The sequence below is a fragment of the Pseudoalteromonas sp. 4NS20-0020 genome (assembly GCF_057554385.1).
This window is the reverse complement of the sequence record NZ_BAAJMI010000002.1, coordinates 97,050-113,322: the sequence shown is the minus strand read 5'-3', so window position 1 is coordinate 113,322 and position 16,273 is coordinate 97,050. Positions and strand designations below refer to the sequence as shown.

Sequence of the window (16,273 nt, the reverse complement as noted above, 5' to 3'; positions counted from 1 at the left end):
ATCAATAATGACTACACAAATAAAACCAAATAAAAAAGAAGTCACTCGGGAAAAAAACCAACTGCTTATATTAAATGCCGCCGAGCAATTATTTTCTCTTAATGGGTATGACGGCGCAAGCATGAGCATGGTTGCAAAAGAGGCTAACGTTCCAAAAGCTAACATACTGTATTACTTTAAAAGCAAAGATGGCCTTTACGAAGCGGTAATAGACAGAATAATAGCAAATTGGAACTTAGGCCTTGATAACGTCACCGCTGAAGACGACCCCGCAGCAGTGCTTTATAACTACATAAAAAGTAAAGTAATACTTGCCGTAAACCAACCTCTTCAATCTCGTTTATTTGCCAATGAAATTTTGCGTGGCGCCCCCTATTTACAAAACTACTTTAGAACAAATACACGGCCTTGGGTTAAACAAAAAATTGATGTGTTTCAATCCTGGATGGACGCAAAAAAAATAGACCAAGTGGACCCCCATCACCTTTTATTTACTATTTGGTCAACAACACAATACTACGCAGACTTTCAAGCAGAAGTACTGCTAGTCATGAACAAATTAGAATATGATGAAACCGACGTGGCACAAATAACACAATCAATTGCCCACATAATTTTAAAAGGTATTGGCTTAAAAATACCCGCCCCAAACGAGGCCTAACACATGGAAAACTTTACAACCCCTGACCTATTCGACGATCACCGCAGCTCGGTTCAAGTAGCAGATAGTGGATTGCGCCACTTTGGTAAAAAAACCACCTTTAGTGGCCAAGCAGTAACGGTAACCTGCCCAGAAGACAACTCGCTTGCCGCCGATGTTTTCCACCAAGATGGTAAAGGGAAAGTGTTAGTAATTGATGGGTTTGCTAGCAAACGTTTTGCTTTTATTGGCGACATTATGGCCGAACGCGCGCTACAAAATGGCTGGGAAGGTGTTGTAATAAATGGTTGTTGCCGCGATATAGAAATACTTGCAACAATGGATTTACCTGTAATGGCGATTGGTTCAACCCCTCGTAGCACACTTAAGCGCGGTTTTGGCGATCAAGACCAAGTTATTAATATGCTAAATACCGCAATAGCACCAAACGATTGGCTGTATGGCGACGTTAATGGCCTAATAATTAGTAAAGCCCCCCTTATTTAATAAATTCGTGTAAATAATAACAACTAGTTTGGTGCAGCAATGCACCAAGTTGGTTTGTTTTGCGGTTAAAAACACCCACTTTAAAACTTCAAAATTATAAATCCGCCTCTGCAACCCCCAAAAACCTGACCAATCGGACAGGAATTTACTTTTGGCATTTGTTTTGCTTGTATTAAGTTCGCTAAAACCAAACCACCGATGCAAAGTACAATTAGTGCTCAGTTAATAAAAATAAGATATTACGTAGAGAGCTGAAAAAAATAACAACACTATTCTCTTTTACTCAATTTAAAATTAGTAAATAACCATTTGGTCAGTTTTATGTAGATGGGTTACAAAATGAACACGCAATTAAAAACTAAAAACACAGGTATATTTTGTGACCATGGCCCCAGTAATTGGCAATCAAGTCAAACGGGCATACTAAGCACTAAGCGCCTAGCCGTAAAAGATGTATTTGCAGTTAAAGGCGAGCGCAACAGCGCAGGTAACCCTAGCTGGTTTAAAGCAGCAAAACCTGCCCAGCAAACAGCAAGTAGTGTTAACAAATTAATGGATGCTGGCTGTATTTTTAAAGGTTTTACCCATACCGACGAGCTTGCCTATAGCTTAGAAGGTAATAATACTCACTATGGCGCAGCACAAAACCCCAAAATAAAAGGGCATGCATGCGGTGGTTCTAGTATGGGATCAGCCGCCGCAGTAGCCGGCAATTTAGCTGACATCGGGTTGGGCACCGATACCGGAGGCTCTATTAGAATACCCGCAAGTTACTGCGGCTTATTTGGTATTAGGCCAAGCCATAACGTAATTGAAAAAGACGGCCTAATCCGGCTAGCTCCCCCTTTTGATACCATTGGCTGGCTTACCCAAAGTGCAGAACTATTAGAAAAAGTAGGGGACGTATTGTTACCAAGCCAAGCTATTAATAGTGTAAATACCTTGGTTATTTGTGAGCCCTTATTTGAGCTAGTCAGCCCAGTTTTACAAGCACCACTTAAACAATTGCTTAAAAAAACCAAACCTTATTTTAAACACCACAAAGAATTTGAACTACCTAACATCAGCTTATTAAGCGAACTCGCTGATAGTTTTAGAATATTGCAAGGACGTGCTATTGCTAAAGCGCACAAAGATTGGCTTCAGTTGCCGGAGCAGCCTCCCCAGTTTGCTCCGGCAATTGCAGCCCGTTTTAAAATGGCATTGGCACTAACCGCCCAAGAAGAAAAAGAAGCACTTAACGTTCAAACCCAATGGCAAACATTAATTGCTAAAAACCTAAATTCAACTAGCTGCTTATTTTTGCCAACAACCCCAACAACCGCACCTAAATTGGGCGCCGACACAAGTGCCTTACGCATGCAAATAATTACGCTATCGGCTATTGCGGGCTTGAGCCGCTCGGCGCAAGTTCACTTACCATTGGCTAATCTAGCAAATGGCCATCCATATGGGTTTTCACTCATGATGAGCCACAATAACGATAAAAGCTTACTTGCCTGCGCAACACAACTAGCTGCATATTTTAAACAGGAAACTCTCACATGAACGCACACAACATTGCCTTTACGGCCCCGCACTTTTCAGCGACCGAGGCAGGCACCTCAATATTAAAGCAAGGCGGCACAGCCACCGAAGCTATGGTTGCAGCAGCCGCTGCTATTAGCGTGGTTTACCCACATATGAACTCAATTGGTGGCGACAGTTTTTGGCTTATTGACAACCCAAACCAAAGCACACCCACCGCTATTGATGCATGCGGGCGTGCACCAAACAACATCAGCGCCTACAGCAATGAGCCACACATACCAGAGCGTGGCGGTTTAAGCGCATTGACTCAAGCGGCTACACTTCGTGGCTGGCAAAAAGCCCTTGAATTAGATGAGCACGCAGTCCTTTCGCTAAGTACTATTTTAGCCCCAGCTATCAAACTTGCCCGCGAAGGGTTTACTGTTACCAAAAGTTTGCAAGCAGGCTGCGAAAAACTCGCGACGGTTACCAATACAAATGATGCATTTAAAGCACTATACATCCCAAATGGCAAACCGTTAAAAGCAGGCCAACATTTTAAAAACCCAAAACTTGCCGATACCTTTGAGCATTTAGCTAAACATGGCTTAAATGCATTTTATGAAGGCGAACTTGCCGACTCGTTTGCAGCCGATTTAGCCAAAGCTGGCAGTATTATTACCCCAAATGATATTGCCAACACGCAAGCCGATGTAGTAAGCCCGCTAAATGCTAATTTGTCGGGTATTAATTGTTATAACTTACCTGCACCTACTCAAGGCGTACATTCGCTACAAATAATCGGAACCGTTGATAAGCTAAAACACAAAGCTAACACCGAGGGCGATTGGACCCACTTAATTGTAGAAGCCACCAAGCAAAGCTTTACCCACCGACCAACGCTTTGGGCCGACCCTAAAGCGCTTGGCGATGATTATAAAAACGCACTAACCGATGAGCGCTTAAGCGAGCTAGCCAACAATATTGATATGAATACCGCCAAAAAATGGCCGTTTGATGCCCAGCCTGGCGATACAGTTTGGATGGCAGCACGTGATAAGAACGGCCAACTAGTGAGCTTTATTCAAAGTATTTACTGGGAATTTGGTAGCGGCATACTCATGAGCGAAGGCGGATTTGTATGGAATAACCGCGGGCTAAGTTTTAGCTTAAACACTAAAGATACCAATGCACTAGCGCCAAATAAACGCCCAGCACATACCCTTAACCCGGCTATGGCTAAGTTTGACGATGGCAGACGCCTTGCCTATGGCACTATGGGTGGTGAAGGCCAACCACAAACTCAAGCCGCTGTATTTGCGGGATACGCGTGGCGAAATAAGTCAATTAGCCAAGCGGTAAGCGATCCGCGCTGGTTACTTGGCCGCACATGGGGCGACACCAGCACAAATTTAAAAATAGAACACAGCCTCGCTGCCCAAATAGACAATGAATTAAATAAACGTGGCCACGACTGGGTAAGTGTCGAGGACAACAACGAAATGATGGGTCACGCGGGTGCTATTTTAGATACCCCTACAACCCTTGAAGCTGCAACGGATCCTCGCTCTGATGGCCGTGCAACTGTTTCATCAACGTAGTAGGAACACACATGACAGAAATAATGAATCAATGGCCAATTATTGCGGCCTTAATAGCAACCGGTATTTTTGCCGGAATTTTAGCAGGACTTTTTGGTGTAGGCGGCGGTATTGTTATCGTACCTGTGCTGTATTTTTTACTACAAGGTTTTGGCGTAAGCCCTGAGTCGGCCATGATGATAGCCACCGCGACATCGCTTGCCACCATAGTGCCTACGTCTATTTCGTCTATTCGCTCGCACCATGCAAAGGGCAACATTGACCTTGCTTTAATTAAATACTGGGCGCCGTTTATTTTAGTAATGGCCGTTGTAGGCAGCTACTTAGCGCACTCAATACGCGGTAATGCACTGGTACTTATGTTTGCGTGTATTGCTATTTTAGTCAGCCTTAACATGTTGTTTAGAGCCGGCGCACCAGCCCTTGTAAGTAAATTACCGGGTAAATTTGGCCAAGGCGTAATGGCAAGTATTGTTGGTGGCTTATCGGTAATGATAGGCATTGGCGGCGGCACAATTGGTGTGCCAATGCTTAACGCATTTAACGTACGTGCCCATGTTGCCGTTGGCACAGCAGCTGTATTTGGCTTATTAATTGCGCTACCGGGCGTAGTTACCTTATTAAGTATTGGCACCACGCCAACCGATGCTCCCCTAGGTACGTGGGGGTTAGTTAACCTCCCTGCCTTTTTACTTATTATTCCACTCACTATTTTGTTTGCGCCTATTGGCGTAAAAATTGGTAGCAAGCTGGATCAAAAACAATTAAAACGCGCCTTTGCCGTTGTATTAATGATAACGGGCATTCGCATGCTTATTCAGACAATCGGAGCCTAAAACATGTTTAGCAACACGCAAATTCAAACTTTAAACCCGCCGCAGCGTTTACTCATGGGGCCTGGGCCAATTAACGCAGATCCACGCGTACTGCGTGCTATGTCGGCGCAGCTAATTGGCCAATACGACCCAGTAATGACCGGTTTTATGAACGAAACCATGGCCCGCTATCGTGAAATATTTAAAACCAAAAACGAATGGACCATGTTAGTTGATGGCACATCGCGCGCAGGCATAGAAGCCGTTTTATGCTCTATTTTACGCCCGGGCGATAAAGTACTGGTGCCCATTATGGGCCGCTTTGGCCACTTGCTTGCTGAAATAGCCGAGCGCGTTGGCGCTAAAGTGCACACCATAGACGTACCCTGGGGCGAAGTATTTACCCCCGAAAAAATAGAAAAAGCCATTGTTGACGTAAAACCCCATGTACTTGCCATGGTGCAAGGCGATACTTCAACAACCATGAACCAGCCGCTTGAATACATTGGTGATATTTGCCAAAAGCACGATGTATTATTTTACTGCGATGCCACCGCCTCAATTGTAGGTAACGATTTACCCGCCGATGAGTGGAAACTCGATGCGCTGTCGGTTGGTTTGCAAAAATGTTTAGGTGGCCCGTCTGGCTCTGCCCCTTTAACACTGAGCGATAAATGCGCCGATTGGATCCAAAAACGTAAAAAAGTAGAAGCGGGTATTCGTACCGCGGAGCATACCGACGGCACCGAGCCATTTGTACGCTCAAACTACTTTGATTTAGGCATGATCATGAATTACTGGGGGGAGGAGCGCCTTAACCACCACACCGAAGCCACCAGCATGCTGTATTGCGCATCAGAATGTGCACGCATTGTTATTGAAGAAGGCGTAGATAACTGCGTTGCCCGCCACAAATTACACGGCGATGCCATGCTAACGGGAATTCAAGCACTGGGCTTGAACGTATTTGGCGACATTAGTCATAAAATGAACAACGTAGTGGGTGTGTATATTCCCGAAGGAATTAACGCCGACCATGTACGCGGACAAATGCTAACCGACTTTGGTATTGAAATTGGCACCTCGTTTGGGCCACTGCATGGCAAAATTTGGCGTATTGGCACTATGGGCTACAACGCCCGCAAAGATACCGTATTACAAACATTGGCAAGCCTAGATGCCTGCCTGCATGCCAACGGTTACAAAGGCCCTAAAGGCGAAGCCGCTATTGCCGCCCTTTCCCATTACAAATAATAAAAAGGATTTAGCATGACGATTGCAAGCCCACTCCATGAGCCATTATTAAACAGCGAGCTGGCTAATAAATTTGCTGCACGCGCCTTAGCGCGTTGTAAAACACTTAGTAGCCTATCGCAAATGCAAGGCGGCATTCACCGTGTGTATTTATCTAAAGAGCACAAAGAGTGTAATAGCGTTACTGCCGAGTGGATGGCAGAGGCGGGCATGCAATCGTGGCAAGACGAAGTAGGCAATTTTTGGGGGCGCTTGGCATCATCAAACCCAAACGCTAAACGCTTAATTATAGGGTCGCACCTTGACACCGTACCCAATGCCGGCGCATTTGATGGCATTTTAGGGGTTTTACTCGGTATTGAAATAGCCGCCCTTGCACACACGCTTAAGCTTGATTTACCCTTTCATTTAGATGTTGTGGGTTTTTGTGATGAAGAAGGCACCCGCTTTGCCACCACATTAATTGGCTCAAAAGCACTAGCAAACGAGTTTGACCCCCAGTGGTTAAATATACAAGATACAAACGGCATTACCATGCGCCAAGCCATGCTGGATTTTGGCCTAAACCCTGATGATTACGCAAAAACTGCCCTTAACAAAAACGAATTACTCGGTTATTGGGAAACCCACATAGAGCAAGGCCCCGTGCTTGAGTCGGTAAATCAGGCGCTAGGCATTGTTACAGCCATTGCAGGGGCCAAGCGCGCTATGATCACTTTAACAGGTCAAAGCGGCCATGCGGGTACTACACCAATGAATTTACGCCAGGATTCGTTAGCAGGCTGCGCCGAACTGATTCTTGCCATAGAACAACTAGCAAAAAACGCGAGTAATGGTGAGGTAGCCACCGTAGGTCAAATTCATGCTCGTCCAGGCGCTACAAATGTTATTGCTGGTAAAACAACCATAAGCCTAGACGCACGTGCACAGAGCGACACCGATCTCGCTAACTTACTAAGCGCCATACAAAGTAGCGCTCAATCTATAGCAAAAAAACGAAATTTAACACTTGATTGGCAGTGGACTCATGCCGCCGAAGCCGTAGCGTGCGACACTCAAATTCAGCATTTATTTACTGGCGCATGCAAACTTAACAACCAAGCATCGCCTTCACTTGCCTCTGGCGCTGGGCACGATGCAATGGCCATAGCCCCTATTTGCCCTGTTGGTATGTTGTTTATACGCAGCCCTGGCGGCATAAGCCATCACCCCGCAGAAGCTGTTATTGATGAGGATGTAACAAAAGCACTCAGCGTAATGTACAGCGCACTTGTACTGTATACACAAACGTTAAAAGAATAGTGAAGCTAATAAGTAATCCAGAGGTTAAAATTTAAGTATTACTCTATTTAACGATTAACCTTGTGAGGTTTTACTCGCATATCTCCAAGATGAGTTACAGCTACAGCTAAAGCAGTAATAGTAAATACCTGCTTTTTATATTCAATTGTAATATTACTGATGTTTAAACGGCGTATTTACGTCAATTATTTAATAATGTAACTAGGTGGTAGGTTAGCAATCAGATTGCGGCTGTGTTTCCATGTATTCTTCCACAATTTCTAGCTGCCCCTTCTCCGTTCTTTTTAGAAGCATATAATAGCCTTTATCGGTATAACATTTCTTTTCAGAATATCGGTGTGCCTTGATCTTGTAGCCATTTCCTTCAGGCTTTATTGCTATGTTTTTGAATGTGCTTTTGTCATTTTTCATTTTTGCCAATGGCATTACACGTTGGACAAGCACCTTCCACTGTTCACCCGTAATTTCCATTTGACGCTCCGTACCATGCGGGTAAACACGATAGGAATGAATTTTGGCATCGTTTGCATATAAAGAAGCAACTTTCACGTCAAAATTACTACCTAACTTCGTATATTCATCAAAAAAACTTTTCGCATTTTCCGATGCATGTGAAATGCTCGACATTAAAACTGCAACAGCGAGTATAACTTTTTTCAAATGTTGGCTCCTTACTAAGATTGATGATTGCTAACGCTCGCATATATTGCGGGGAATGCTTGGCTATAATTAGCAGAGAATGAGTCTCAAAAGAGCATTTAACGCCATTTTTAATGTGCTTGATATATGCTGACTATGCCTGCTGCGGTAATTTTAATTGCTTATAAACTTTCTTACACTTACCACAGGTGATATCTAATTCGAACTTATAGTTAACGCACTGAAAAAAGAAGCCATACACTTTACTTCCAATTTTTATAAACGTCAGAACAAACGCTGTTGCCACCATAAAACTAAATTCATAAGCGCCATTTTCGTAGAGTGCTGAATCTATACACAACTCAACAAATAAAAGTGCCACAACCTTATAGTGCTTGCCAATTACCGCAATAACAAATGTAAAAAAAGCTATAAAATAAGCAAAACCTTGTGACTCTTCAGCTAAAAAAGCCAAGAAACCTATTGGAATAGATAAACAAAGGCTAAGAAAAAGAAATCCCACCATATCGATTTTTGACATCCAAAAATCAGTTTTAAAACTATTTTTTGTTTTGCACTTACTACACTTTAACAACAACTACTCCAAATAAAGGATATGACGCTTGCCGTAAACGGCACACATAATATAGCTTAATAATCCCACCAAACAACTGCAATGTAAACAAGCAATTAGAGGTTATAAAAGTGATTTTTTATAAGATACAAAAGCCGTATTGATAAGGTTATTGGGTTGGGTTGCGAATTAGAGTAAAAGTTGTGGATTATATACATTGTTTGTTTTTAATAGGGGTTTACAGCGCTGCCTTTGCAGCATTATTAATATAGCTATAGTGGAGTATTTAATTAACCTCAAAGTTTATATTATCAAAATACGGGTTGTGAGTGAGCGCTTTAATTACACTAATGCCGGTAAGTTCTATGAGCTTTAGCTCGCCACTTGCATTTAAGGCAATGCACTCTTGTTTGAGTGCATTGCGTTTTGTATCAGTTGCTACACCACATACACTATCACCATTTTTTAATACAAGCTCAATATTCAGCCTGTGCATACAAGCAATTTCGATGTAATCGTAATGGTTGCAACTGATCATAAAGTTCTCTTTACATTATTTAGCTGGCTTAAGCAGCATTAAAGTGGCAATAACAATTAAGTTGCCTATATACCATAAATCTTTAATTACAAATTGGCCTAATCGATCTAATAACGCGCCTGAACTTAATGCGCCGGTGGCGGTAATTAAAAATGTTTGGGTCATTAAAAAAACACTTAAACACGCTAAACCACTAACAATAATGAGCTTTTTATTATTAAGTAAAATACCCACGCCAAGAAGCACTGCAAATAATATATCAAACCCGCCAATTACGTTTGATGCGCCTTGTACGCTAAATACCGTGTATAACCACGACATAAACGGTGAGGTTTCTACTAAGCCCACAATGGCTTTAGCTTCAAACTCATAAAATTTCATGCCGCCAATCCACAGTAACACCATAGCAACCGGTATAAAGTTTAAAAAAACATGTTGTTTGTCGGTGAGCTTATTTTTATAAAACAAAAATAAATACAAAGGAATAACAGCAAAGTATTTAATAATGCCTTGCCCACTGCCAATAATTGGAAAGCCTCCTAACTGTGGCATCCAACGGTTACTAGCCAATAAAGTAAGTAAAGGCACAATGCAAACAATTAACGCTAAAACAGCTACTGGCATAGGCTTTAGTAATTTTAAATGTGCGGCTAGAGTGGCGAGTGCCAATGCAATCATAGCGGTGCCTGTGAGCAAACCTAACGTATCTACACTGAATAACGTATCAAGTTCATAAAAGCTAAAGGTCGCTGTAAGTGTGTTTGGGTTTGCACCTAAAGCAAACGATACACCAAGCAACGCAAAGCTGAGTGTAAGTATGAAGATGAGTGCGTTATTTGTGTGTGTTAAGTTCATTATGTGCTCATTAAATTTGTCATGCCTAATAAAGACCTTGTTCTTTATAAAAAGCATTCAACCTAGCCAAACAAATATTCACTCATATGTAACTTAAAAAGTTATATAAGCGCACTTTTCAAAAACAAAAAACTCACATAAATAAACATATCCTTTTGGTCAGGTTGATGCGTAAAAACTATTAAAACCCTGCCTAAAAACCAACAAAAAAATTTAATCACCTCATATAAAAAAGAATAAAAACAAAATAAACCTCTGATATAAAATATAAAAATAAATACACACCCTTGTTTTTAATGCTTGTTAAATTAACTAAACACCAAAAAGCTAACCGATCGGTCAGATATGGCATATTAACTGCAAAGTATTAATCATAATAAAACAGCTTTTTTCTTACTTGCGCAATAACAATACGAAAAAGCAAACAACAAACCTTATTAAAAACAGGGTGTTAAAAAGCTAAGGGGGTCTGTGTGATTCAGTTTCTATTAAATGACACGCCAATTGAAGAACAAGAATGCTCGCCAAGTCTCACCATTTTGGACTGGCTACGCACCAAAAAAGGGAAAGTGGGCACTAAAGAAGGGTGTGCTACAGGCGATTGTGGCGCGTGCACAATTTTAGTCGGCGAAGAAAAAACAAACTTAAACGGTAACCCTGTTTGGCACTACCAAACCATGAACAGCTGCCTGCTTTTATTAGGCAATGCACACGCAAAACACATAGTAACCGTAGAAGCTGTAACAGCGGGGCTTTACCCAACCCTTGATGACTTACACCCAGTACAACGCGCATTAGTAGAGTGCCATGGTTCGCAATGCGGTTTTTGTACCCCAGGTATAATAATGAGCATGTTGGCGCTTTATATTAATCAACCGAGTTACCCAGGTAAAAAAGCTGCTATTCATGCTTTAGGTGGCAACTTGTGCCGTTGTACTGGCTACAGCCCTATTTTACTCGCAGTAGAAAAAGCCTACAGCTATGAGCGCAAAAATGAGCCTTACTCAGCCATGGCCGCTCAGTTTAAAGCCTCACTTAATACGCAATATGATGACGATGTTCCATTTTTAAAAAATGGCCCACGCAAATTCTACTTGCCACAAAATGCTAAGCAGCTAGTTGAACTAAAAGCGCTTTACCCGCATGCACACTTGGTTGCTGGTGGCACCGACTTTGCCATAGAGCTTAGCCAAAATATGCTATTACCCGATGTAATAATATCCCTAAGCCAAGCTAAAGAGCTGTGCACATTAAGCGATAACGACGGCGAGCTACATATTGGTGCAGCACTCCCTTACAGCCAGTTTGTAGATACTTTTTACAATTACTACCCAGAGTCTAAAGAGCTATTTGAACGCCTAGGCTCTAACCAAGTACGTAACAGTGGCACCTTAGGTGGCAGCATAGGAAATGCCTCTCCAATTGGCGATCCAGCTCCTTTACTCATTGCACTTAATGCCACTATGGATTTATTAAGCGCAGCAGGCACACGCACTATAAACGTGGCCGACTACTTTGTTGATTACAAAAAAACAGTCATTAAAAGCGATGAAGTCATTAGCAAAATTACCGTACCTAAACGCCCAGACTCGTTAAAGCTTGCGTGTCATAAAATTTCAAAACGCTTTGAAGACGATATATCTACTGTGTGTTTAGTACTGGCTATAGAGCAAACGCAAGGCGTAATTAGCAATGCCCGCTGCGCCATGGGCGGTATGGCAGCAATACCCAAACGCGCCACGCACATAGAGCAAAAACTTAATGCTCAGCCCTTACAAGTAAGTACGTTTATAGATGCCGCAGCCGCTATAAATGACGACTTTTCTCCAATGAGCGATGTACGCAGCAGCGCACATTACCGCACTACAGTAAGCAAAAACTTGCTACAGCGTATTGGTATTGAGTTTTGCGATGCACAGCCTAGTAGTAACAATAAAAATAATAACAACATTACCATTACGAGGATCTCACATGCGTCACTTTGAAATGGATAAACTAAAAGCCCAAGGCGGAAGCGTTGGCCAATCTAAGTACCACGAAAGTGCAATAAAACAAGTATGTGGCAATGCAAACTACGCCGACGATAACCCAGAGCCTCATGGCTGCTTACACGCCTACCCTGTACTTGCGCCCATTGCCAGCGGCTTTATTAAATCAATTGATTCAAGCAAAGCGCTTGAAGTGGCAGGTGTTAAGCGTATTTTATCGGCTGATGATGTACCCGGTAAGCTTGATATTGGCCCAATATTCCCAGGTGATGTGCTATTAACCAATCACGAAATTCAATACCACGGGCAACCTGTGCTGGTAGTCGTTGCCGACAGCTACGAAATGGCGCGCCGCGCTGCTCGCTTAGTGGTTATAGAGTGCGAGCAAACCACCCCCATACTTGATATTAAAAAAGCGATAAAAAAAGAGCACTGGGTAAGACCGCCACATTCACTCAAGCGCGGTAATAGCGAGCAAGCCATAAATAATGCAGCCCACCAACTTAAAGGTGAAATACACATAGGCGGGCAAGAACACTTTTACCTTGAGGGGCAAATAGCACTCGCTCAGCCCGACAACGATGGCGGGATTCATGTGCAATGTTCTACGCAGCACCCAACAGAGGTGCAGCACTTAGTTGCCAAAATTTTAAAAAAGCCATTTAGCTTTGTAAACGTAGAAACCCGCCGAATGGGCGGTGCTTTTGGCGGCAAAGAAACTCAAGGCGCGCCGTGGGCTTGCCTTGCAGCGCTTGCGGTTTATCACCTTGGCTGCGCCGTTAAAATGCGCCTAGCCCGCAGCGACGACTTTAAACTTACCGGTAAACGCCACCCATTTTATAATCAATACCATGTAGGGTTTGACCAAAATGGCCTAATTGAAGGCGCTGATGTAACCGTAAATGGATTTTGTGGTTATTCGCCTGACTTATCCGATGCCATTGTAGACCGCGCCATGTTTCATGCCGATAACGCTTATTACTACCCAGCCGCCACCATTAAAGGGAATCGCTGTAAAGTTAATACTGTAAGCCACACCGCCTTTAGAGGATTTGGTGGCCCGCAAGGCATGATTATGGGCGAGCTAATAATGGACGACATTGCAGCTAAATTAGGTAAAGATCCGCTTGAGATCCGAAAACTTAATTTATACAAAAAAGGCCGCGACACCACGCCGTATCATCAAACAGTAGAGCAGCATATTTTAAAAGATATGATAAGCCAGCTTGAGGAGTCGGGTGATTACTGGGCACGTAAAGATGCCATTAAAGCCTTTAATGCATCATCGCCCATTATCAAAAAAGGCCTTGCGATGACGCCGGTAAAATACGGTATATCGTTTACCGTACAGCACTTAAACCAGGCGGGTGCACTCGTACATGTTTATAGCGATGGATCAATTCATTTAAACCATGGCGGCACCGAAATGGGTCAAGGGCTTAATACAAAAATAGCGCAAATTGTAGCCCATGGCTTTGGCGTTGATTTTGACGCAGTAAGCATAAGCGCGACCCGTACCGACAAAGTACCAAACACCTCGCCAACCGCCGCATCAAGCGGTACCGACTTAAACGGTATGGCGGCACTAAATGCAGTAAACACCATAAAAGAACGCTTAATAAACTTTATAAGCGAGCACTTTGAAGTAGACAGCCAAAGTATTGTATTTAAAGATAACCTCATTACCTTTCGCAAAGGCGAAATTAGCTTTAGCGAACTTGCAAACCTTGCTTACATGAACCGTATATCGCTTTCATCAACCGGTTATTACGCCACCCCTAAAATTCATTACGACAGAGCTAAAGGCGAAGGCCGACCGTTTTTTTATTACGCGCACGGCGTAGCACTGAGTGAAGTAGAGATAGATACGCTGACAGGTGAAAATACCGTAACCCGTGTTGATATTCTGCACGATGTGGGCAGTTCAATAAACCCAGCACTTGATATAGGGCAAGTTGAAGGGGCTTTTGTGCAAGGTATGGGCTGGCTTACCACCGAAGACCTACAATGGAACGATAAAGGCCAGCTTGCCAGCTTTGGCCCTGCTAACTATAAAATCCCGGCTATTGGCGATACCCCTGCCGAATTTAACGTAAATTTATATAACTCTGCCAACCCAGAAACCACCGTTTTTAGATCAAAAGCAGTTGGCGAGCCGCCGTTTATGTTGGCCTTTAGTGTGTGGAGTGCGATTCGTAACGCCATAAGCAGTGTGGCTGATTACAAATACACCGCCCCACTTGATACGCCTGCTACACCTGAACGTGTATTAAATGCAATTGAGCAAACCGCCAGCTGGTTTAAGGAGCAGCAACATGGCTAATTTAAATGAGTCGTTTCAGGGTTTTCATACGCAAAATTGGGCGCAAGCTATAAACGAGCACGAACAAAGCGGCACTAATTATGTTATTGCTACTGTGCTTGGCACCAATGGCTCAACCCCCCGTGGCACAGGCTCTAAAATGGTAATAAGCGGCGAGCATATTTACGACACCCTTGGCGGTGGTCACCTTGAATACGTAGTAATAGAAAAAGCACGCGAGCTACTTGCTAAAGGCGAGGCAGCCCAAGTGATAGAGCAATTTAACCTAGGTGCAAATTTAGGCCAATGCTGCGGCGGAGCAGCCACCGTTATGCTTGAGTGCATGCAATGCGAGCGCTTTACGCTTGATATTTATGGCGCAGGCCATGTAGCACAGGCACTTATTGGTATATTGGCGCAATTACCTATTCGTATACGTTGGATAGATAGCCGCGCCGATGTATTCCCACAGGTTATTCCTAATAACGTAATAAAAGTGGTTGATGAAGAGCCAACAGAGCAAGTTAAACGCGCGCCAAAGGCTAACAATTACTTAATATTAACTCATAACCACCAGCTCGACTTTGCACTCACACAAGCCATTATTAAACGCGCTGATGCCAATTGGCTTGGTGTTATTGGCTCTGATACCAAAGCAAAACGCTTTAAACAACGCTTAGCTCATCGCAATTTTACCACCGAGCAAATAAAGCAAATGACCTGCCCTGTTGGACTTGAAAATGTAACGGGCAAGCTCCCTATGGAAGTGGCAATATCAATTAGCGGGCAGTTAATTGGCCTTTATCAGGCTATGCAAACCCATGCGCCCAAACGCCAAGGCTTGCAATGGCGTGCACTTAAAAATGCCTTAATTAGCACCACGCACGAGGAAGAAAACGCATGAGTAGCTTAAAAATTAATAACCTAAATGCAGCGCAAGCGCATCAAGCATTAGAGCATTGCTGCGCCGCTCCTAACTGGGTAAGCGGTATGCTAAATATCATGCCATTTGAAAATAAAGATCACCTCTTTCACAGTGCGCAAACCGTATGGGATAGCCTAAGTGAGAGCGATTATTTGGCCGCTTTTGAAGGCCACCCGCAAATAGGCGATTTATCAACATTAAGTAAAAAGTACGCCGCTACCGCAAAAAAAGCGGGGCACGAACAATCGGGTATGAGTAAAGCAAACGAGCAAACCCTAAAAAAAATGATTGAGCTAAATAAACAATACCTCAGTAAATTTGGCTTTATTTTTATTGTGTGTGCCAGCGGTAAAAGTGCTGAGCAAATGCTTGAACTTATTGAGCAGCGCGTACACAACACCCGCGAAAAAGAGCTAACAATTGCCGCGGGCGAACAAGCCAAAATAACAAAAATAAGATTGGAGTCATTGCTATGAATAAAAGTATGAATAAAAGCCCTATCACTACCCATATTTTAGATACCAGCACAGGCAAGCCAGCTGAAAATGTCACAGTAAAATTGTTTGTTCACACTAATAACGAGTGGGAATTAATCGCCCAAGGTAAAACAAACAGCGACGGGCGAATTACCGACTGGCTAAATACAGACGTAGAATTTGCCACCTATAAGCTAGTATTTGATTTAGATAGTTACTATGAAAACCAGCCTACCCCAGCGTTTTACCCAGAAGCGCAAATAACCTTTAGATTACAAGATCAAAAACACCATCATATTCCGTTATTGCTTAGCCCATTTGGCTACTCAACGTACAGAGGTAGCTAAT

16 protein-coding genes are annotated in these 16,273 nt (G+C 43.1%); 12 read left to right on the top strand and 4 right to left on the bottom strand.

The window, feature by feature from the left end; genetic code table 11:
• Nucleotides 1-7: 7 nt before the first annotated feature.
• The 7 genes from AC27JL_RS04510 (at nucleotide 8) to AC27JL_RS04480 (ending at nucleotide 7,628) form a co-directional block, all read left to right on the top strand.
• Complete coding sequence (locus AC27JL_RS04510) at nucleotides 8-661, top strand: TetR/AcrR family transcriptional regulator (RefSeq protein ID WP_006792620.1); 654 nt, start codon at nucleotides 8-10, stop codon at nucleotides 659-661.
• A gap of 3 nt (nucleotides 662-664) precedes the next feature.
• Nucleotides 665-1,147, top strand: coding sequence for a putative 4-hydroxy-4-methyl-2-oxoglutarate aldolase (locus tag AC27JL_RS04505; protein WP_487194924.1), 483 nt, complete (start codon nucleotides 665-667; stop codon nucleotides 1,145-1,147).
• A gap of 339 nt (nucleotides 1,148-1,486) precedes the next feature.
• Nucleotides 1,487-2,695, top strand: coding sequence for an amidase family protein (locus tag AC27JL_RS04500; RefSeq protein ID WP_487194923.1), 1,209 nt, complete (start codon nucleotides 1,487-1,489; stop codon nucleotides 2,693-2,695).
• Nucleotides 2,692-4,257, top strand: a complete 1,566-nt coding sequence (locus AC27JL_RS04495) for a gamma-glutamyltransferase family protein (protein WP_487194922.1) — start codon at nucleotides 2,692-2,694, stop codon at nucleotides 4,255-4,257. Before AC27JL_RS04500 ends, AC27JL_RS04495 begins: the two co-directional genes overlap by 4 nt.
• Before the next feature lie 11 nt (nucleotides 4,258-4,268).
• The gene (locus AC27JL_RS04490) at nucleotides 4,269-5,093 is read left to right on the top strand and encodes a sulfite exporter TauE/SafE family protein (protein ID WP_341219292.1); all 825 of its coding nucleotides are present in this window, start codon (nucleotides 4,269-4,271) and stop codon (nucleotides 5,091-5,093) included.
• A 3-nt stretch (nucleotides 5,094-5,096) separates the two neighbouring features.
• Complete coding sequence (locus AC27JL_RS04485) at nucleotides 5,097-6,326, top strand: pyridoxal-phosphate-dependent aminotransferase family protein (protein WP_487194921.1); 1,230 nt, start codon at nucleotides 5,097-5,099, stop codon at nucleotides 6,324-6,326.
• Between the two features lie 15 nt (nucleotides 6,327-6,341).
• Nucleotides 6,342-7,628: an allantoate amidohydrolase gene (locus AC27JL_RS04480; protein ID WP_487194920.1), complete on the top strand. Its 1,287-nt coding sequence runs from the start codon at nucleotides 6,342-6,344 to the stop codon at nucleotides 7,626-7,628.
• 213 nt (nucleotides 7,629-7,841) lie between these two features.
• Here the strand turns inward: AC27JL_RS04480 and AC27JL_RS04475 are convergent, their stop codons facing one another.
• The 4 genes from AC27JL_RS04475 to AC27JL_RS04460 form a co-directional block, all read right to left on the bottom strand.
• Nucleotides 7,842-8,288, bottom strand: a complete 447-nt coding sequence (locus AC27JL_RS04475; protein WP_487194919.1) for a hypothetical protein — start codon at nucleotides 8,286-8,288, stop codon at nucleotides 7,842-7,844.
• Between the two features lie 133 nt (nucleotides 8,289-8,421).
• On the bottom strand, nucleotides 8,422-8,808 hold the full coding sequence (locus tag AC27JL_RS04470; protein WP_138739542.1) for a hypothetical protein: 387 nt from the start codon (nucleotides 8,806-8,808) through the stop codon (nucleotides 8,422-8,424).
• A gap of 319 nt (nucleotides 8,809-9,127) precedes the next feature.
• Entirely contained in the window at nucleotides 9,128-9,379 is a 252-nt protein-coding gene (locus AC27JL_RS04465; protein WP_487194918.1) for a Rho-binding antiterminator, read from the bottom strand.
• A gap of 15 nt (nucleotides 9,380-9,394) precedes the next feature.
• A complete protein-coding gene (locus AC27JL_RS04460) occupies nucleotides 9,395-10,234 on the bottom strand; it encodes a DUF417 family protein (protein WP_487194917.1) in 840 nt (279 codons plus the stop codon).
• Nucleotides 10,235-10,707: 473 nt separating this feature from the next.
• On the opposite strand from AC27JL_RS04460, the gene xdhA reads away from it, so the two are divergent.
• Genes xdhA through uraH form a run of 5 tightly spaced genes read left to right on the top strand, consistent with a single transcriptional unit; the run spans nucleotide 10,708 to nucleotide 16,272 of the window.
• A complete protein-coding gene (xdhA, locus tag AC27JL_RS04455) occupies nucleotides 10,708-12,219 on the top strand; it encodes a xanthine dehydrogenase small subunit (protein WP_487194916.1) in 1,512 nt (503 codons plus the stop codon).
• Nucleotides 12,206-14,545 (top strand): xanthine dehydrogenase molybdopterin binding subunit, encoded by a 2,340-nt coding sequence (xdhB, locus tag AC27JL_RS04450; RefSeq protein WP_487194915.1) that lies wholly within the window; start codon nucleotides 12,206-12,208, stop codon nucleotides 14,543-14,545. Before xdhA ends, xdhB begins: the two co-directional genes overlap by 14 nt.
• Entirely contained in the window at nucleotides 14,538-15,428 is an 891-nt protein-coding gene (xdhC, locus tag AC27JL_RS04445) for a xanthine dehydrogenase accessory protein XdhC (RefSeq protein WP_487194914.1), read from the top strand. The genes xdhB and xdhC overlap by 8 nt, the downstream gene beginning before the upstream one ends.
• Entirely contained in the window at nucleotides 15,425-15,925 is a 501-nt protein-coding gene (gene uraD / locus AC27JL_RS04440; RefSeq protein ID WP_487194913.1) for a 2-oxo-4-hydroxy-4-carboxy-5-ureidoimidazoline decarboxylase, read from the top strand. The genes xdhC and uraD overlap by 4 nt, the downstream gene beginning before the upstream one ends.
• Nucleotides 15,922-16,272 (top strand): hydroxyisourate hydrolase, encoded by a 351-nt coding sequence (gene uraH / locus AC27JL_RS04435; protein ID WP_487194912.1) that lies wholly within the window; start codon nucleotides 15,922-15,924, stop codon nucleotides 16,270-16,272. Before uraD ends, uraH begins: the two co-directional genes overlap by 4 nt.
• The last annotated feature ends 1 nt before the right edge of the window (nucleotide 16,273 follow it).